Genomic DNA, 17,790 nt, shown 5'->3' with positions numbered 1-17,790 from the left:
TTACTGTGCGGCCTGGCGTGGCTGCAGCTTTTCGTCGATCTGGCGCGACAGGATGGCGGAGAATTCGTCGGCAAAACCTTCCATGCGGGCGGTGAGCTTGCCGGCTTCTCCGGAGAACTTGTTGTAGGCGATGACTGCCGGGATAGCGGCGACAAGGCCGATTGCCGTTGCCAGAAGTGCCTCGGCGATACCGGGAGCGACGACTGCAAGGCTGGTGTTCTTCGAACCGGCTATCGCCTGGAACGAGGTCATGATGCCGATGACGGTGCCGAAAAGGCCGATAAACGGCGCGGCAGATCCAATGGTGGCGAGCGAGGAGAGGCGGCCTTCGAGCGTTTCGCTTTCGCGGGCCATAGTCACGTCCATGGCGCGGTCGATACGCATCTGCAGGCCGATCGGCGAACGGGCGCCGCGCTCGAAACTCTTCTTCCATTCGCGCATGGCAGCAACGAACATCGCGGCAAGGCCGGTGTTGTTGCGCTCGGCAAGCGTGCGGTAGAGTTCTTCCAGCGACTGGCCGGACCAGAAGACCTGTTCGAACTGGTCGAACTGGCGGCGGGCGCGGGCATAGCTCAGATATTTGTCGATGACGATCGCCCAGGTCCAGACCGATGCCGCAATCAGGCCGAGCATGACCAGCTTGACGATCAGGCCTGCCTGCATGAACAGAGCCCAGATGCTCACGTCATGGGCTGCTGCTGCCATTCCAACTTGTTCCATCGCCTTCAAATCCCCGAAATCCAAACGCCCGGCGGTTGACCGGGCGGTGAAAAAGCCGTGCTAGTGGAAGTTTGCGGTCGCCATCGCTGAACGCCTTACCCGCTTCAAGCTCCCAGATTGCCTTCTGGGCGCGAAATTTGGTCAAACGAAGGCGTGCGATGCACAAATATTCCGTGCCAGAGTAAGACATCATTATGGTTAAGAAGGCGTTACTTCGGGGTGTCCCGGACGTCTTCGCCAAGGAACTGGCGGGCCAGTTCTTCCGGCATACGACGTGGCCGGCCGTTGCGATTGACGACGGCGATGACAACCTTTGCGGCTATCAGCAACTGCTCGTCGCGGCGTATTTCCTGCTCCAGGATCATCTTTGCACCGCCTGCCTTGATGGTGCTTGTCACGACCGTCAGCACGTCGTCCATGCGGGCCGGAGCCTTGAAGTCGATCTCCATGCGGTGAACGACAAAGACCAGTCCTTCCTCGTCCACGCCGATCAGGGCGCTCTGCTCAACGCCGAGGCAGCGCAGGTAATCGGTCCGTCCGCGCTCGAGGAAATGCAGATAGCGGGCGTGGTAGACGAGGCCGGAGAAGTCGGTGTCTTCATAGTAGACGCGCTGGGTCAGCTGATGGCCGTTGTCCACCAAATCGCCACTGATCGAAATTGCCTGTGTGGTCATGGGCTTAGTCGTCATGGGTTTGCTCCTGGATTCGATAACTTGGACCGTTGGTGGAACACGGCTGTCTACCGGTCATTGTAGTGCTGTCACAATGGAGCCCTATCAAGAGGCTGGGCTGAACCTTGAAGGAGATCCATCATGAAAATTGCGGTCATGGGCGGAGACGGGTTTGTCGGCTGGCCTACTGCGCTTCATTTGTCCGATGCGGGCCACGATGTCCATATCCTCGATAATCTGTCGCGCCGCTGGATCGATACCGAGCTTGGCGTTCAGTCCCTGACGCCGATGGACAGCATTCAGGAACGGACCCGCATCTGGCATGCCGAGACCGGCCGTCGCATTCATTTCCATCTGATCGATCTGGCCCGCGACTACGACCTGCTGAAGACATGGCTTAACGAACACCGCCCGGATGCGATCATTCATTTTGCCGAGCAGCGCGCTGCGCCCTATTCGATGAAAAGCGACCGGCACAAGAACTACACGGTGAACAACAATGTATCGGCGACGCATAATCTGCTGAACGCGCTGGTGGAGATCGGGCTGGATGCCCATCTGGTGCATCTCGGCACGATGGGCGTCTATGGTTATTCAACCGTCGGTGCTGCCATCCCCGAGGGCTATCTTCCGGTGGGCATCGAGACTGTCGACGGCGATATTGCCAGCCAGGAAATCCTCTATCCGGCCAATCCCGGCTCGATCTATCACATGACCAAATGCCTCGATCAGCTGCTGTTCCAGTTCTATGCGAAGAATGACGGCTTGCGGGTGACCGACCTGCATCAGGGTATTGTCTGGGGTACCCACACGGCGCAGACGCGCCTGCATCCGCAGCTGGTCAACCGCTTCGACTATGACGGCGACTACGGCACCGTGCTCAACCGCTTCCTGATCCAGGCCGCAATCGACTATCCGCTGACCGTTCATGGCACCGGCGGGCAGACGCGCGCCTTCATCCATATCCAGGATTCGGTCCGTTGCATCGAGATCGCGCTCAATAATCCGCCGGCCCGCGGAGCAAGGGTCGAGATCTTCAACCAGATGACAGAGACGCACCGGGTGCGCGATCTGGCGCAGATGATCTCGAACATAACCGGTGCCGACATTGCCTGGTTGCCAAACCCGCGCAAGGAAGCGCCGGAGAACGACCTGATCGTGCGCAATGAAAAATTCCGCGGTCTCGGCCTTGCACCGACAACTTTGGAAAACGGGCTGCTTTCGGAGATTGTCGACGTGGCGAAGAAGTTCGCCTATCGTGTCGACCGGTCAAGGGTGCCGGCTGTCTCGGCATGGACCCGGGACATTGCCCGGACGCTCAATCGCGATCCCGAAGGCAAGATGCTCAAGTCGGTTTCTTGAAACAGCAGGACATGCAGTGGGCGACGCTCTGGTACCCGCTCTGGCGCGGCAGGCTTTTGTGACACTGGTGACCAATGGCGACTACGCCACGGGAGCGCTGGCGCTGGCGCGTTCGATCCAGCGGACAAAAACATCCGCCGACATCATCGTGCTGCATACGGAACCTGTGGATGAGACGGATCTGGCGCCGCTGGCCGACATGGGCTGCCGGCTGGTGGAGGTCGATCCGCTACCGCTGTCGGATGCCTTCAATGCCCGGCACGGGCGTGGCGCCGTACATCAGGCCGCTCCCTTCACAAAAGGGCGCAAGCCGGCTTTTCATTCGCCGCTCGACAATTTCTGCAAGCTGCGGCTCTGGGAACTGACAGAATACGAGACCTGTGTCTTCATCGACGCCGATGCACTGGTCCTGCGCAATATCGACAAGCTGTTTCACTATCCGGAGTTTTCCGCGGCGCCGAATGTCTATGAGAGCCTGTCCGATTTCCACCGGCTCAATTCCGGCGTCTTCGTGGCAAAACCCTCACGCGAGACCTTTGCCAGGATGCTGGCGCGTCTCGACAGGCTCGAAGCGTTCTGGTCGCGCACGGACCAGACCTTTCTGCAGACCTTTTTTCCCGATTGGCACGGCCTGCCGGTGACGATGAACATGCTGCAATATGTGTGGTTCAACATGCCAGAACTCTGGGACTGGCGGCAGATCGGCGTGCTGCACTACCAGTATGAAAAGCCATGGGAGGCCAATCATCCGAAGGCGGGTCAACTGAAGCCGCTGATCGACCTCTGGCAGGCGTTTTTTCGCGGCGACGACATTCCCGACATCGACAGTCTGCCGGGTCCGCCGGGGGGCGAATGATGACAGCACCTGTGACAGTACCTGTGAGGGAGACTGTGCTGGTTACGGGCGGGCGCGGTTTTGTCGGGCGGCCCCTCGTCAACGGGCTGATCGAGGCGGGGTACGGTGTGATCGTCGCCGGCCGCAGCGAACCGCCGCCGGACTGGTTCTCCGGTCCTGTTGCATTCCGCCCGATGATGCTGGACCCCCACCGCCGCGAGCATGGCCTGTTTGTGGGCGTCAGCCACGTCGTTCATGCCGCGTTTGACCATGTGCCCGGACACTACAGGGGTGGAGAAGGCGAGGATCCGGATGGATTCTGGCGGCGCAATGTCGAGGGTAGCCGGCGACTGTTCGAGGATGCACGGGCGGCAGGTGTTGTGCGTGTCGTGTTCCTGTCAAGCCGCGCCGTCTATGACGGGCTGCCGGTCGAGGCGCCATTGCGCGAAATGCAGGTGGAAATACCTGCCTCTCTGTATGGACGGTCCAAACTGGCAGTGGAGCAGGCGCTTGCCGATCTGTCTGTCGACGGTTTCGCTGGTACCAGCCTGCGGTTGACAGGCGTCTATGACGGGCTGATGCCGAACAAGTGGCAGGTCTTGATCGAGGACTATCTGGCAGGCAGGGTCATCAAGCCGAGAGCAAGCACAGAGGTCCATTCACGCGATGTATCGCAAGCCATCAGGCTGATGCTCGATACGCCGGAACATCTGGTCGCGGGGCAGGTCTTCAATGTGTCGGATCTGGTCGTCGATCGGGCAGATCTGCTGAGGATTGTCGGTCAGGCTCTCGCTCTATCACATGAGTTGCCGGAAAGGGCCGAGCCAGGAAGGATCGGCATCATGGCGACCGCCAAGATCAGCGCATTGGGCTGGCGTCCCGGCGGGCGGGCTTTGCTGGAAGAGACCCTGCAGCGGATTGCCGTTCATTATTGGATGTGAGAGGCGAGCCCTTCCTGCCGTGATGACAGGAGGGCCGCCCGGGGGTTATCGTGCGGCAATGATGCCGGCAATCAGGCCGGAGGCGACGCTGATCAGGACGTAGTCGTTGTCGACCTTGACCCAGCGCTGGTCGCGACCCGGCTGGCGCAGGCCATAGCGCTTGTAGTCGCGGATAGCCGCGCGTCTCTGCCAGTCGTTCATGCGCTCGCCTTTTCTCCAGCGCTTCTTGATCACCACCTTCTTGTGGATTTCCGTCTTGTGGATCTCTTTGGTGACCCGGTGTTGCCCTGGGGCGCGATCGTCATGGCGGTAGGACTGCTGGGCCTGAGCCATGGGGGCTGCCAACATAACCGTGGCGATCGTGATGAGAATTGCTTTCTTCATAACTTGCTTCCTCGTTGTTGATGCCAGCGAGGTTTAATGCCTGTGGGATGAATGAAAAATGAATAAAATCATATGCTTGGTTACGGTTTGGTAATGTCGAGCTCGGGATAGGGGCGAAAGCCCCTGCATATCATAGCATCACGTCGTCTTCGCTGAGGCCAAGGGCTTTCAGCGCATCCAGACGGTTGTCGGCGTCGTCGCCAACGATGAATTCATCGAGTTGCGGTGGCTTGACGCTGGTGCCGGCGAGCATGGCATGCGCCTGCCCACGATGGTGGGTCTGGTGCTGGAACAGGTGGCTGAGCACATCGTCCATGCGGTCGTGCTGGACACGGCTGCCGCGGTGGATCGCAATGACGCGGCTCAGTTCGACAGGACCCAGCGTGGTGCAAAGGTCTATCAGCCGCCGGTCGACGTCAAGCTGCGCGCCGTAGAGTGTGGACGGATCGCCGAACGGCTCCTCGTTTTCCCAGGCTTTCGGACCGAGCGTGCCGCCTTCGAGCGCGTCGACATAGAACCAGTCGACAATCAGGATGTGGTTCAGGGTTGCCTTCAACGATGGAAAGAAACTGATGCGCGGGCTTTCGAATTCGCCGGGTTGCAGTCCGGCGAGGGGGGCATGCAGCCGCCAGTTGGCCATGGCATTGTTGAGGGCGAGTTTGCGAAAGACGCGGGCAGGGTCGGTCATTTGGTGTCCAGATCTCCATCATGCCAGACGATGTGCTGCGGGTGCTCCGGTAGTGTTTCAATCTGTTCCGCAATGAAATAGGGCGGAATGTCCAGTTCGGTCAGTCCGGCTCTCGTCGCCTCGGCCCATCTGAATTCCAGGTCGCTTGAGCCGTCACGGACGCGGTGGATGATGTCCGTCGGATGGAAAGGGAAGCTGTCGGGCAGTTGCATGCGATAATACATGCCAAATTCATGACAGTCCCGGCCTTCGTAAAAGAAGAAATTCTCGACGGTCCAGAGCAGGGGACCAACCGTTGCCACCACGCCGAGTTCTTCCATCATCTCGCGAACGAGGGTTTGCTGCGAGGTCTCCCCGATCTCGGCGCGGCCACCGGGAAAGGTCCAGAAGGCCTCGTGGGTGGCGCGGTGTACCAGGACAAAACCATCGCGAAATGCCAACCCGGCAATGCGCATCTGGAACAGGCGCCCGTTCTTCTTCTTGATGCGGATGCGGTTGTCCATCAGGCCCTCCGTGGGAATGGCGGCGCGCGTCTATTCGTCTTCGAGGGTCAGGCGGAATTGGGCTGCCTCGAGGTCCTTCGGTGGCTGCATGCCGAGATGTTTCCAGGCATTGGCGGTCAGGACGCGGCCGCGCGGTGTGCGCTGGATGAAACCCTGCTGGATCATGTAGGGCTCGATGATGTCCTCGATCGCGTCTCTGGGCTCGGAAAGGCCGGCGGCGATTGTCTCGATGCCGACCGGGCCGCCGCCGAAATTCACAGCGATCATGTTGAGGTAACGCTTGTCGAGTTGATCAAGGCCCATATTGTCGACGAGCAGGCGGGTCAAGGCCTCGTCGGCGATTTCGCGGGTCACGGCCTCGGCACGGGCGACTTCGGCAAAGTCGCGCACGCGGCGCAAAAGGCGGCCGGCGATACGCGGCGTACCGCGGGCGCGGCGGGCGATTTCGCGGGCGCCGTCATCGGTCATGCCGAGCCCCATGAGCCTTGCACCACGGCGGACGATCAGTTCCAGTTCCTCGACGGTATAGAAGGCAAGGCGGACGGGAATGCCGAAACGGTCGCGCAGCGGCGTGGTCAGCAGTCCGAGGCGGGTGGTGGCGGCGACAAGCGTGAACTTCGACAGGTCGATCTTCACCGAGCGGGCGGCCGGGCCTTCGCCGATGATCAGGTCGAGCTGGAAGTCCTCCATCGCCGGATAGAGGATTTCCTCGACCGCGGGGCTCAGGCGATGGATTTCATCGATGAACAGAACGTCGCGCTCTTCGAGATTGGTGAGAAGGGCGGCAAGGTCGCCGGCCTTGGCGATGACAGGACCGGAGGTCGAGCGAAAATTGACGCCGAGTTCCTTGGCCATGATCTGGGCCAGCGTCGTCTTGCCGAGGCCGGGCGGGCCGACGAAGAGCACATGATCGAGCGCCTCGCCGCGGTTCTTCGCCGCCTCGATGAAGATCTTGAGGTTGGCCCGGGCTTCCGCCTGGCCGGTGAATTCATCGAGCGACTGCGGGCGAAGCGCCGTGTCGATGTCTTCGCCGCGTTTTTCCGGGGCCAGGATGGGGTTGTTTGTGGTCATGCGAGAAGTTCCATTCCGGGCACGCGGTCGGCGGCGCGTTTGTCGAAGGTCATCGTGATTCGGCAACCGAGTTCGCGGTTCTTGTGCGCAATGAAAATGTCTGCGAACTCCTCTTCACTCCGCTCCATTTCATCCAGTGCCAGCTCAATCACGTTCTCGTCCTCCAGCACCAGATTGTCGGAATCCAGAAATCCGGAGAGAATGCTCTTGAGTTCTTCTCTTGACATTTTTGCATGTCGGCGGGCCGTCCAGATGAACTCCAGCAGGACAGCGCTGTTGACGAAACCCGGATCTTCTGGCGTGAGGCCACCGATCAGCGAAATCGCCTGTCTCGATTGTGTCTCGTCATCCTGAAGCGTCAGTCGAAGCAAGATGTTGGTGTCGAGACCGATCATTCGCTTCGGGTCACATGTTCGACAACGGCATCGCCGATGGCCTCGTCGATTTCCGCAAGGGTCAAGGCAGGCGCGCCTGGGCGATGAAGGATGCCGGCCAGATCGATCAACCGCTTATTCTTTGCCTTTATCACGACGTCGCCGTTCCTGACGACATAGCGGATTCTGTCACCCGGTTTCAGCTTCAGAAGCTCTCTGATCTCTTGTGGGACTGTCGTTTGCCCCTTGGAGGTCATGGTTCCATAAAACACGCTCATCAGGATCTCCTTACAATTTCAGAATAGTAAGGAATTTGCTGTTTTGCAAGGAAATCACCGCGACAATTCCTTCAAGCCCAGCCGGATCAGCTTGGCGCTGTCGGTGTCCTCGCCGCCATTCTTCAATGCCGCAGCCACGGCATTGGCCGCCTGGTCGCGGGAATAGCCGAGATTGGTCAGCGCCGAGACCGCGTCGGCCACCGGTGCAGATGCCACGCCTTCGCCAAGTTCTTGCTTCAGGCCGATATTGGCGGCGGCTTCGCCGGCAAAGGCGGGTGCCTTGTTTTTCAGTTCGGTGACGATGCGCACGGCAACTTTCGGGCCGACGCCCGGCGCGCGCGACACCGATGTCTTGTCCTGCAAGGCAATGGCATTGGCCAGTTCGCCCGGCGTCAGGGTGGAGAGCACGGCCAGTGCCACCTTGGCGCCGACGCCCTGAACGGACTGCAGCAGATTGAACCACTCGCGTTCTAGCGCGCTCATGAAGCCGAAGAGCTTCAACTGGTCTTCGCGGACATAGGTTTCGATGAACAGGACCACGGCCTCGCCGGGCGAGCCGAGCCGCCCCAGGGTGCGCGACGAGCAATGGGCGACGTAGCAGACGCCGTGCACGTCGACGAGCACATGGTCGTCGCCGATTTCATCAATGGTGCCTTTGAGTTTGCCGATCATGAATTGTGTCCGCGCAATGCTGATTAAAGGGGATGGGTTTCGGGCGAGATGAGAGGCAGCAAGGGAAAGTAGCCGCTATATCTGGCGGGATCGCGGCTGAGTAGCCGATAGCCCTTCACCATGGCATGCGCGCCGATGTAGAAGTCGGGAAGCGGTGACCGTCGTTCGCCACCGGACCGGCGATACTGCAGGAACGCATGCCCGGCCGCAAAAGCAGCCTCCCATGGGAGTTCCTCGCGAGCAAACAGCCCAGGTGAAAGTGCGGCGTCGAGGTCGTCTTGCCTTGCATAGCCGGCAGCCATCTCGGCATAGATCAATGGATTGACCAGCAGAGATCCTTGCGCTTTCGCGGCAAGCAATTGCATGGTGGACCAGTCTGTAAAGGCACTCGGTGTATGGAAGACGTCAATCAGGACGTTCGTATCGACAAGGGTTTGCATCGATCAATCTCGCAACAGCCGGTAAAATTCGTCGCCGCTGAGCTCGCCGAGGGACATGGATCCCTGATGTCGTCGCAAGTGCTGCAAGAGTTCTCGTGCTTCGCGCTGGCTGGCGTCCACAGAAGGCTCGATCAGGCGCAACACGGCTTCGTCGCCGCGAAGCTCGAATTCGACCTCGCTGCCAGCCTGAATACCCAGATTGGACCGAACATTTTTAGGAATGGTAACCTGGCCTTTTTCAGTGACGCGCATTGTAATACCTCTGCGGTATTACTTAAAGCTGCGCCGAGAACAAGTCAAGAACAAATCAGGCGTTGGCCAGGACCTTGCGCATGCGTTCGCCGCCGCGATTGTGGGCGTGGCAGATGGCGATGGCCAGCGCATCGGCGGCGTCATTGCCCTTGAATTCTGCCTTGGGCATCAGGATTTTCAGCATCATGTGGATCTGTTTCTTGTCGCCGTGACCGACCCCGATGACCGCCTTCTTGACGGCGTTGGGGGCGTATTCTGCAACCGGCAGGCCGGCTCGGGCGGGGACGAGCATGGCGATGCCGCGGGCCTGCCCGAGCTTCAGGGTCGCCACCGCATCCTTGTTGACGAAGGTCTGCTCGACGGCCGCCTCGTGCGGCTGATAGGCATGCACGACTTCGGCCAGGCCGTCATGCAACTGGCACAGACGCGAGGCAAGATCCATGTCGCCATCGGAGGTCACCGTGCCGGAGGCGACGAAGCGCAATGAATTTCCAAGCGTCTCGATGACACCCCAACCACAGCGGCGGAGGCCCGGGTCAATGCCGATGATGCGAATCGTGCTGGTCATGAGAAACCCTAGTTCGAATGGCCGCATCTGTGCCAGTGAAATGTGAACAAAACAAAAACATCGTGGTTTGTTGTGTTTTATCATGATCCAGCCTTGGGGCGCGCAGCGATCGTGCCTACATTGGTTGGACAGCGTCAACTCAGGACATACGGCATGATCCCTTTCTCCATTCTCGACCTTTCGCCAATCGCGGAAGGCCATTCTGTTTCCGAGGCGCTTGATGCGTCGCGCCAGATGGCCCAGGCGGCCGAGGCCAATGGATATCTGCGGTTCTGGCTTGCCGAGCATCATGGCATGCCGGGTATTGCCAGTGCTGCGACTTCGATCGTGATCGCCCATGTCGGCGCCGCCACCAAGACGATCCGCATCGGCTCCGGTGGCATCATGCTGCCGAACCATTCGCCCTTGGTGATTGCCGAACAGTTCGGCACCCTGGAAGCGCTGTTTCCCGGCCGCGTCGATCTCGGCCTTGGTCGCGCACCCGGCACCGACATGCGCACGGCGCGGGCGCTGCGCCGCAATCTTGAGGCGGGCACCGAAAGTTTCCCGCATGATATCATCGAGTTGCAGCGATTGCTGGGGGAGCCGGCAGAAGAACATGACTTGCTCGCCGTTCCGGGCATGCGCAGCCATGTACCGTTGTGGATCCTGGGTTCGAGCCTCTATAGCGCGCATCTCGCAGCGGCCCTGGGGCTTCCTTATGCCTTTGCCTCGCATTTTGCGCCCGACCAGTTGATCGATGCGGTTCACATCTACCGCGAGCGCTTCCAGCCCTCGGCATCGTTGCAGAAACCCTATGTGATTGCCGGGGTTATGGGGGCCATCGCAGAGAACGATGAAACGGCCCAGTATCTATTCACCTCGGCGCAGCAGCAGTTCGTAAACCTGCGGCGCAACATCCGTCGGCCATTTCCGCGACCGATGACGATGGAGGGGTACTGGACCGATATGGAGCAGATTACAGTCGAGCATACCTTGCGTTATGCGATTGTCGGATCGCCCAAGACGGCGCGTGCCAAACTCGATGATTTCCTCTCCGAAGTCGGTCCTGACGAATTGATCATATCGATGCCGATCCATGACATTGCGGCGCGGTTGCGGTCGGTCAAACTGTTTGCCGAGGTGCGCAACAGCATATTTCAAGCGGCCTAGCGGCTTTATCGTCAAAAAGCCCATTTCTGCACCAGCGTTTTAACGCCGGATTAAAAATTCGAAGTGAATGCTGCCAGCAACAGAGGAGAGGTCCATCGCCGCCGGCGATGCGATCGTTTTTTTCTCTAGAGAGATGCAGCAGCCACCTTTGCGTGTTTGCGGCATGTCCAATGGGATCAACCATGGCTGCTCGTTTCAATTCGTTGTCGTTCAAAGTTATTGCCATCTTTCTCGTCCTGACGTTTGTCACCATCGCCTTGTTGAATGTCTTTGCCTATCGGACGTCGAACAGCGTCTTCCAGGCGCAGACCGAAAGCGCGATGGCGAGCACATTGACCTTCCGGGGCGACATGCTGGTGCAGCAGCTGAACGAGTTGCAGAACCAGGCAGCGTCGATCGCCAAGATCGAGACGCTGCAACAATCGCTGACCGGGTTGAAGAGCGGCTGGAACACGATCACCAAGAACTCCGGAGATGCCAAGGCTGAACTGCAGCGCGTGTTCGTGACGGAAAACCCCAACCCGGCCGCAGAGCGCGAAAAGCTGCTGAAGCCGGAAGGTCCGAGTGGCTTCTACTATTCGACGCATGAAACGACGCAGGCGCAGGTCGGCGGCTATCTGGCGCAGACCAGCTTCGACGACATGCTGATTGCCGATCAGAACGGCAATATCGTCTACACCTACCAGAAGGGGCCGGCCTTTGCCGAAAATGCCACGAAGGGCGCTTTGGCCGAAAGTGGCCTCGGCAAAGCATATGCGCGCAGCGTCGAAGCGGCCGCCAAGGCCGTGGACGATGTCGCCGCCGTCAGCTTTTCCGGTTTGAGCGTCGGTGCCGATGCCGCTTCGCCGGACATCTACTTCGCCGTTCCGATCGTCAAGCTGGGTGCCTACAAGGGCTCGATCCTGTTTGCCGTGAAGGCCGATGCGCTGGTCAACCTCCTGAGCAAGGGCATCGCCGCCGGCAGCAGCCAGCAGGCCTCGATCCTGTCTTCGGATGGTGCCGGCATCGGCCTGTCTGCCTCTGGTCAGCTGATCGACATCAAGGCTGACTTTACGGCAGCATCCGAGGGCATCACGGTCCAGGCGATCGATCGTGCGGATGGCGCGGCGCAGGCCTATGGCCGCAAGGTGTCGTTCGGGGGGCAGGAGTTCATCGTGACGGAAAGCGTGACCCTGGCTGAAATCGATGCGGGTTCGCTTAAGATCGCAACCATCCTGACGATCACGGGACTTGCGGCATTGGTGCTACTCGCCATTGCCACCGGTGTCCTGACCAACCGGTTGTTTGCCCCGCTCAAGCGGCTTGCCGCATTCACCGGTGCCGTTGCCGATGGCAAGATCGATGAGCCGGTTGCAAACCAGGACCGTGGTGACGAAATCGGCAGTATGGCGCGTGCGCTGGAACGGTTCCGCCAGGGACTGATCGAACAGCAGCGGCAGTCTGCCGAGCGCCGCGAGGAGCGTGAACGCGTCGATCAGGAACGTCGCCAGCGCATGGCGGAGCGCGACAGCGAGGCGCAATCGCTGCAGGCCGTCGTGCAGACGCTGGACGAGAGCCTCGACCGGCTTGCCGGCGGCGATCTTGCCTTCCAGATCGAGCAGCGTTTCCCGGCCGAGCTGGAAAGCCTCAGAAGCAATTTCAACAAGGCAATCCTGACCCTGAGCAATACGCTCAGCGGCATTGGCGGCAATTCGGTTGCGGTGCGCGAAGGTTCGCAGGAAATGCGTTCCGGCGCCGATCAGCTGGCTGAACGCACCGAGCGCCAGGCCGTGGCGATTTCCCAGGCGGCCAGCGCGATCAAGGACATTACCGGTGCGGTGAAAGTGCAGATTTCCCGCGCAGAAGATGCCAACAAGATCGCCCGTGCGGCGAAGGACGATACCGAGACTTCGGGCACGATCATGCGCGAGACAATCGCGGCGATGGAGGCAATCCAGGGCTCGTCGCAGGAGATCAACAAGATCATCTCGGTGATCGACGAAATCGCGTTCCAGACCAATCTTCTGGCGCTGAATGCCGGTGTCGAGGCAGCGCGTGCCGGTGAAAGCGGCAAGGGCTTTGCCGTCGTCGCGCAGGAAGTGCGCGAACTGGCGCAGCGCTCGTCGAATGCCGCCAAGCAGATCGCCAGCCTGCTGGCCAAGTCGACGACGGAAGTCGATCAGGGCGTGAAACTGGTCGAGCGGGCAGGGGCAGCGCTCGACGGCATCGGATCGCATGTTCTGGCGATCAACGGCCGGATCAGCGAGATCATGGAATCGACCCGTGAAGAGGCCCAGACGCTCGGTGATATCAACGGTTCGGTGAACCAGCTCGATGTCATGACCCAGCAGAATGCGGCGATGGTCGAGGAAACGACGGCCGCCATTCACAAACTTGCCAGTGAGGCAACCGAGATGGACCAGCGCCTCGGTCAGTTCACCCTTGGCCACGCGTCTCATCACGATGCTGACGTATCGCAGGGGTATCGACGCGCCGGCTAAGGCCGTTCGCAACAGGACAATCGGTCATGCAGGATGCGGGCGGGACTTTTCTCGCCCGCTTTATTGTTGTCTGCGCCGAAAGCAAAACGGAGATTGCAAAGAACATATCGAAACTTCGTGGTAAACAGATTGCAAAGGGGCAAGGTTAACAACCGTAGTTAAGCCGAACTTAACTTTTCCAATCCATTATCCATCCGAGATCAGGTTGTCGGCGTGTGCTGGCCTGATGCACAAAGCTGGATTTTTGGAGTATCCCGCCATGAAGATGACCTTTTTCGCCGTTGCTGCGGCCACATTGCTGGCAAGCTCGGCAGCCTATTCCGCAGATGTTTTTCAGCCGGAACCGCAGCCGATCATGGATGCACCGGAAGTCGCCGTTGCCGAAGCCTCCGGCTGGTACCTGCGTGGCGATCTCGGCTACAGCTTCAACCGGCTGCGTGGCGCCGAATTCTACCAGGGCTCCAACGCCACCGTGTCGGAATTCGACGATATCGACCTGAAGGACAGCTTCACGATCGGCGCCGGTATCGGCTACCAGGTCAACAGCTACCTGCGTACCGATCTGACCTTCGACTACATGAACAAGTCCGATTTCCGTGGTTCGACGTCTGGCGGCGGCGCCGGTTTCGGTGCCTGCGTCACGGCTTGTACCTCTGAAGACCTGTCGGCGCTTCGCGCCTACACGCTGATGGCCAATGCCTATATCGATCTCGGCAACTACGCCTATTTCACGCCTTATGTCGGCGCCGGTATGGGTGGATCCTACGTCCGCTGGGATAATCTCAACAACACGTCCTGCGCCGACGATGGCAGCGGTTGCGACGACACCGTCGAGCATGGCGGCCGTGGCAGCTGGCGCTTTGCCTACCAGCTGATGGCCGGTGCCTCGATCGACGTGACCTGCAACGTCAAGGCCGATGTCGGCTATCGCTTCCGCCACACGCTCGGCGGCGCGATGTTCGGCTACGAACAGAACGGTGGCCCGGGCTCGGACGACGGCTTCTACAGCCACGAACTGCATGCCGGTGCCCGCTACATGTTTGGCGGTTGCGCCCAGCCGGTGGCCTTCGAGCCGCCCCCGCAGGAAATCGTCTACAAGTAAGCATCTCCAGCACCGAAATCTGAAGGCCGCCTCCGGGCGGTCTTTTTTCGTTGTGGTGATGGGTGAGCGCGTTGTGACGGGCTCTGTTGGTGATCCGGTCACGACGAAAAATTTATCGTAAGCGACATTCACCGTCTTGACGGCGTCCCCGCTTGAGGATAGTTCCGACGGCGGGACACCTCTCCCCAACGAGAGGCCATATACCTGGAAGGGTAGTTTGACATGGTTGATATCGCCGCGCCGGCATTGCGCCCGGCAAATTCGCATTTTTCTTCTGGCCCTTGCTCGAAGCGTCCCGGTTGGTCGCTCGATGCGCTGTCCGATGCCCCGCTCGGTCGTTCGCACCGCGCCAAGGTTGGCAAGGACAAGCTGAAGCTGGCCATCGACCTTACCCGTGAAATTCTCAATGTACCTGCGGACTACCGCATCGGCATCGTGCCGGCCTCCGATACGGGTGCCGTTGAAATGGCCATGTGGTCGCTGCTGGGCGAACGTGGCGTCGACATGCTGTCCTGGGAAAGCTTCGGCGCCGGCTGGGTCACCGACGTGGTCAAGCAGCTCAAGCTTGCCGATGTGCGCAAGTTCAATGCCGACTACGGCCTGCTGCCCGATCTTTCCGCTGTCGACTTCGACCGCGACGTGGTGTTCACCTGGAACGGCACGACGTCTGGTGTCCGCGTTCCCAACGCCGATTTCATCCCGGTCGACCGCAAGGGCCTGACGATCTGCGACGCGACCTCGGCCGCTTTTGCGCAGGACATGGACTTCTCCAAGCTCGACGTCACCACCTTCTCCTGGCAGAAGGTTCTGGGCGGCGAGGGCGGCCATGGCATGATCATCCTGTCGCCGCGTGCCGTCGAGCGCCTTACTTCCTACGTTCCGGCCTGGCCGCTGCCGAAGATCTTCCGCATGACCTCGGGCGGCAAGCTGATCGAAGGCATCTTCACCGGCGAAACGATCAACACGCCGTCGATGCTCTGCGTCGAGGACTATATCGATGCGCTGAAGTGGTCGAAGTCGCTGGGTGGCCTTCAGGCGCTGATCGCGCGTGCCGACGCCAATGCCAAGGTGATCTTCGACTTCGTCGCGGCCAACGGCTGGATCGCCAATCTGGCACAGGTGGATGCCACCCGCTCCAACACGTCGGTCTGCCTGACGATTGCCGATCCGGATGTGCTGGCGCTCGACGCCGACGCCCAGGCCGCGTTTGCCAAGGGCATGGTGACGCTGCTCGACAAGCAGGGTATCGCGTTCGACATCGGTGCTTACCGTGATGCGCCAGCGGGCCTGCGCATCTGGGCCGGTGCAACCATCGAAACTTCCGACATGGAAGCCCTGATGCCGTGGCTGACCTGGGCCTACCAGACCCAGAAGGCGACGCTTTCCAAGGCTGCGGCCTGAACCAATTCCGGCTCCGCCCTATCGGCGGAGCCACTGCATCCCATCATTTTTTCTGAAACGAACTCTTTCAAGGAGGCCTCGTCATGGCACCTCGCGTTCTCGTATCCGATGAACTGTCGGAAACCGCCGTCCAGATCTTCCGCGACCGCGGCGTCGAAGTCGATTTCCAGCCGCAACTCGGCAAGGACAAGGACAAGCTGGCCGAAATCATCGGCAACTACGATGGCCTTGCTATCCGCTCCGCCACCAAGGCGACGGAGAAGCTGATCGCTGCTGCGACCAATCTCAAGGTCATCGGCCGCGCCGGCATCGGCGTCGACAATGTCGATATCCCGGCGGCTTCGCGTCGCGGCATCATCGTGATGAACACGCCCTTCGGCAACTCGATCACCACGGCCGAACATGCCATTGCCCTGATGTTTGCCGTTGCCCGCCAGCTGCCGCAGGCCGATGCCTCGACCCAGGCCGGCAAGTGGGAAAAGTCGAAATTCATGGGTGTCGAAATTACCGGCAAGATGCTCGGTGTCATCGGTGCCGGCAATATCGGCGGTATCGTCTGCAAGAAGGCGATCGGCCTTGGCATGCATGTTCTGGCCTATGACCCCTTCCTGTCGAACGAGCGCGCCCGCGAAATGGGCGTCACCAAGGTCGAACTCGACGAGCTGCTGGCCAAGGCGGACTTCATCACCCTGCATGTGCCGATGACCGACAAGACGCGCGGCATTCTCGGCCGTGAAAACCTCGCCAAGACCAAGCCCGGCGTGCGCATCATCAACTGCGCCCGTGGCGGCCTGGTCGATGAGGCAGCGCTCGCCGAAGCGATCAAGTCCGGCCATGTCGCCGGTGCAGGTTTCGACGTTTTCGAGGTGGAGCCTGCCAAGGAAAGCCCGCTGTTTGGCCTGCCTAACGTCGTCTGCACGCCGCATCTCGGCGCGTCGACCACGGAAGCGCAGGAAAATGTCGCCTTGCAGGTCGCCGAGCAGATGTCGGACTATCTGGTCAAGGGTGCGGTCTCGAACGCGATCAACATGCCGTCGATCACAGCCGAGGAAGCGCCGCTGCTGAAGCCGTTCATCCGGCTTGCCGACGTGCTCGGCTCGTTTGCCGGCCAGATGACCGAAAACCCGATCAAGGAAATCGAGATCCTCTATGACGGCGTGACCTCCGGCATGAACACCAAGGCGCTGACATCGGCACTGCTTGCCGGTCTCATCCGCCCGCAGGTGGCCGACGTCAACATGGTCTCGGCCCCGATCATGATCAAGGAAAAGGGCGTCATCGTCTCCGAGGTCAAGCGTGACAAGACGGGCGTGTATGACGGCTACATCAAGCTGACGGTAACGACAGAAAAGCAGTCCCGCTCGATCGCCGGCACCGTCTTCTCCGACGGCAAGCCGCGCTTCATCCAGATCAAGGGCATCAACATGGATGCCGATGTCGGCGCCAACATGATCTACATTTCGAACACCGACGTTCCCGGCATGATCGGCTTCATGGGTACCACGCTCGGCAATGCCAAGGTCAATATCGCCAACTTCCAGCTTGGCCGCGACCAGGAAGGCGGCGATGCGATCGCGCTGCTTTATGTCGATGGCCCGGTCGAACAGGCGGTCCTGGACCAGTTGACGGCAAACCCTGCCATCAAGCAGGCGAAACCGCTGGTGTTCAACATCGACTGAGCGGCTCGGTTAATCGAAGTCTTCCAACGGCGCGGGGTCAAACCCGCGCCGATTGCGTTTCCGCTGCTGTCGTCAGGCAATCCATTACATAAAGAAAACTATATGCGTTGAACTGACGCATGGCGGGTTGTCGCATTGAACCTGTGATGCAAGGGTATATTTGACTTCTATCATCCCGCGGGGACCATTTTCCCCGTCCAGGAACGAAGGACGCAAT

20 protein-coding genes are annotated in these 17,790 nt (G+C 60.1%); 8 read left to right on the top strand and 12 right to left on the bottom strand.

The window, feature by feature from the left end:
- Nucleotides 1-720 carry a protein TolQ gene (gene tolQ, locus GVK95_RS14615; protein ID WP_159950850.1) on the bottom strand — a complete coding sequence of 240 codons (720 nt, stop codon included), beginning with the start codon at nucleotides 718-720 and terminating at the stop codon, nucleotides 1-3.
- A gap of 209 nt (nucleotides 721-929) precedes the next feature.
- The gene (ybgC, locus tag GVK95_RS14610; RefSeq protein ID WP_159951014.1) at nucleotides 930-1,394 is read right to left on the bottom strand and encodes a tol-pal system-associated acyl-CoA thioesterase; all 465 of its coding nucleotides are present in this window, start codon (nucleotides 1,392-1,394) and stop codon (nucleotides 930-932) included.
- Nucleotides 1,395-1,532: 138 nt separating this feature from the next.
- Here ybgC and GVK95_RS14605 point away from each other — a divergent pair, with 138 nt between their 5' ends.
- The 3 genes from GVK95_RS14605 to GVK95_RS14595 are packed head-to-tail and all read left to right on the top strand — an operon-like array spanning nucleotide 1,533 to nucleotide 4,529.
- The gene (locus GVK95_RS14605; RefSeq protein ID WP_159950848.1) at nucleotides 1,533-2,753 is read left to right on the top strand and encodes an NAD-dependent epimerase/dehydratase family protein; all 1,221 of its coding nucleotides are present in this window, start codon (nucleotides 1,533-1,535) and stop codon (nucleotides 2,751-2,753) included.
- Nucleotides 2,754-2,769: 16 nt separating this feature from the next.
- Complete coding sequence (locus tag GVK95_RS14600) at nucleotides 2,770-3,609, top strand: glycosyltransferase (RefSeq protein ID WP_159950846.1); 840 nt, start codon at nucleotides 2,770-2,772, stop codon at nucleotides 3,607-3,609.
- Entirely contained in the window at nucleotides 3,606-4,529 is a 924-nt protein-coding gene (locus GVK95_RS14595) for an NAD(P)-dependent oxidoreductase (protein ID WP_244618774.1), read from the top strand. The genes GVK95_RS14600 and GVK95_RS14595 overlap by 4 nt, the downstream gene beginning before the upstream one ends.
- Before the next feature lie 45 nt (nucleotides 4,530-4,574).
- On the opposite strand, the gene GVK95_RS14590 is transcribed toward GVK95_RS14595, so the two are convergent.
- From GVK95_RS14590 to ruvC, 10 genes are all read right to left on the bottom strand, one after another.
- Nucleotides 4,575-4,913 (bottom strand): RcnB family protein, encoded by a 339-nt coding sequence (locus tag GVK95_RS14590; protein WP_159950844.1) that lies wholly within the window; start codon nucleotides 4,911-4,913, stop codon nucleotides 4,575-4,577.
- Between the two features lie 130 nt (nucleotides 4,914-5,043).
- Nucleotides 5,044-5,601 carry a DinB family protein gene (locus GVK95_RS14585; protein WP_159950842.1) on the bottom strand — a complete coding sequence of 186 codons (558 nt, stop codon included), beginning with the start codon at nucleotides 5,599-5,601 and terminating at the stop codon, nucleotides 5,044-5,046.
- Nucleotides 5,598-6,104 (bottom strand): NUDIX hydrolase, encoded by a 507-nt coding sequence (locus GVK95_RS14580; protein WP_159950840.1) that lies wholly within the window; start codon nucleotides 6,102-6,104, stop codon nucleotides 5,598-5,600. Before GVK95_RS14580 ends, GVK95_RS14585 begins: the two co-directional genes overlap by 4 nt.
- 30 nt (nucleotides 6,105-6,134) lie before the next feature.
- Complete coding sequence (gene ruvB / locus GVK95_RS14575; RefSeq protein WP_159950838.1) at nucleotides 6,135-7,175, bottom strand: Holliday junction branch migration DNA helicase RuvB; 1,041 nt, start codon at nucleotides 7,173-7,175, stop codon at nucleotides 6,135-6,137.
- The gene (locus GVK95_RS14570) at nucleotides 7,172-7,570 is read right to left on the bottom strand and encodes a type II toxin-antitoxin system VapC family toxin (protein ID WP_159950836.1); all 399 of its coding nucleotides are present in this window, start codon (nucleotides 7,568-7,570) and stop codon (nucleotides 7,172-7,174) included. Before GVK95_RS14570 ends, ruvB begins: the two co-directional genes overlap by 4 nt.
- Nucleotides 7,567-7,827: a type II toxin-antitoxin system PrlF family antitoxin gene (locus tag GVK95_RS14565; protein ID WP_159950834.1), complete on the bottom strand. Its 261-nt coding sequence runs from the start codon at nucleotides 7,825-7,827 to the stop codon at nucleotides 7,567-7,569. The genes GVK95_RS14570 and GVK95_RS14565 overlap by 4 nt, the downstream gene beginning before the upstream one ends.
- Before the next feature lie 54 nt (nucleotides 7,828-7,881).
- The gene (gene ruvA / locus GVK95_RS14560) at nucleotides 7,882-8,499 is read right to left on the bottom strand and encodes a Holliday junction branch migration protein RuvA (protein WP_159950832.1); all 618 of its coding nucleotides are present in this window, start codon (nucleotides 8,497-8,499) and stop codon (nucleotides 7,882-7,884) included.
- A gap of 23 nt (nucleotides 8,500-8,522) precedes the next feature.
- Complete coding sequence (locus GVK95_RS14555; RefSeq protein ID WP_159950830.1) at nucleotides 8,523-8,939, bottom strand: type II toxin-antitoxin system VapC family toxin; 417 nt, start codon at nucleotides 8,937-8,939, stop codon at nucleotides 8,523-8,525.
- Between the two features lie 3 nt (nucleotides 8,940-8,942).
- Nucleotides 8,943-9,191 (bottom strand): AbrB/MazE/SpoVT family DNA-binding domain-containing protein, encoded by a 249-nt coding sequence (locus GVK95_RS14550; protein WP_007608821.1) that lies wholly within the window; start codon nucleotides 9,189-9,191, stop codon nucleotides 8,943-8,945.
- A gap of 55 nt (nucleotides 9,192-9,246) precedes the next feature.
- Entirely contained in the window at nucleotides 9,247-9,759 is a 513-nt protein-coding gene (gene ruvC / locus GVK95_RS14545) for a crossover junction endodeoxyribonuclease RuvC (protein WP_007608819.1), read from the bottom strand.
- Nucleotides 9,760-9,912: 153 nt separating this feature from the next.
- Here ruvC and GVK95_RS14540 point away from each other — a divergent pair, with 153 nt between their 5' ends.
- From GVK95_RS14540 to serA, 5 genes are all read left to right on the top strand, one after another.
- Nucleotides 9,913-10,911, top strand: a complete 999-nt coding sequence (locus GVK95_RS14540; RefSeq protein ID WP_159950828.1) for an LLM class flavin-dependent oxidoreductase — start codon at nucleotides 9,913-9,915, stop codon at nucleotides 10,909-10,911.
- A gap of 182 nt (nucleotides 10,912-11,093) precedes the next feature.
- Nucleotides 11,094-13,391 (top strand): methyl-accepting chemotaxis protein, encoded by a 2,298-nt coding sequence (locus GVK95_RS14535; protein ID WP_159950826.1) that lies wholly within the window; start codon nucleotides 11,094-11,096, stop codon nucleotides 13,389-13,391.
- A gap of 259 nt (nucleotides 13,392-13,650) precedes the next feature.
- Nucleotides 13,651-14,493 carry an outer membrane protein gene (locus GVK95_RS14530; RefSeq protein ID WP_159950824.1) on the top strand — a complete coding sequence of 281 codons (843 nt, stop codon included), beginning with the start codon at nucleotides 13,651-13,653 and terminating at the stop codon, nucleotides 14,491-14,493.
- A gap of 222 nt (nucleotides 14,494-14,715) precedes the next feature.
- Nucleotides 14,716-15,894, top strand: a complete 1,179-nt coding sequence (locus GVK95_RS14525) for a phosphoserine transaminase (protein ID WP_159950822.1) — start codon at nucleotides 14,716-14,718, stop codon at nucleotides 15,892-15,894.
- Nucleotides 15,895-15,977: 83 nt separating this feature from the next.
- The gene (gene serA / locus GVK95_RS14520; protein WP_159950820.1) at nucleotides 15,978-17,573 is read left to right on the top strand and encodes a phosphoglycerate dehydrogenase; all 1,596 of its coding nucleotides are present in this window, start codon (nucleotides 15,978-15,980) and stop codon (nucleotides 17,571-17,573) included.
- Nucleotides 17,574-17,790: the final 217 nt, after the last annotated feature.

Source organism: Rhizobium sp. 18065 (assembly GCF_902706095.1).
Classification (GTDB): Bacteria; Pseudomonadota; Alphaproteobacteria; order Rhizobiales; family Rhizobiaceae; genus Allorhizobium.
This window is presented reverse-complemented; position numbering and strand designations above follow the sequence as displayed.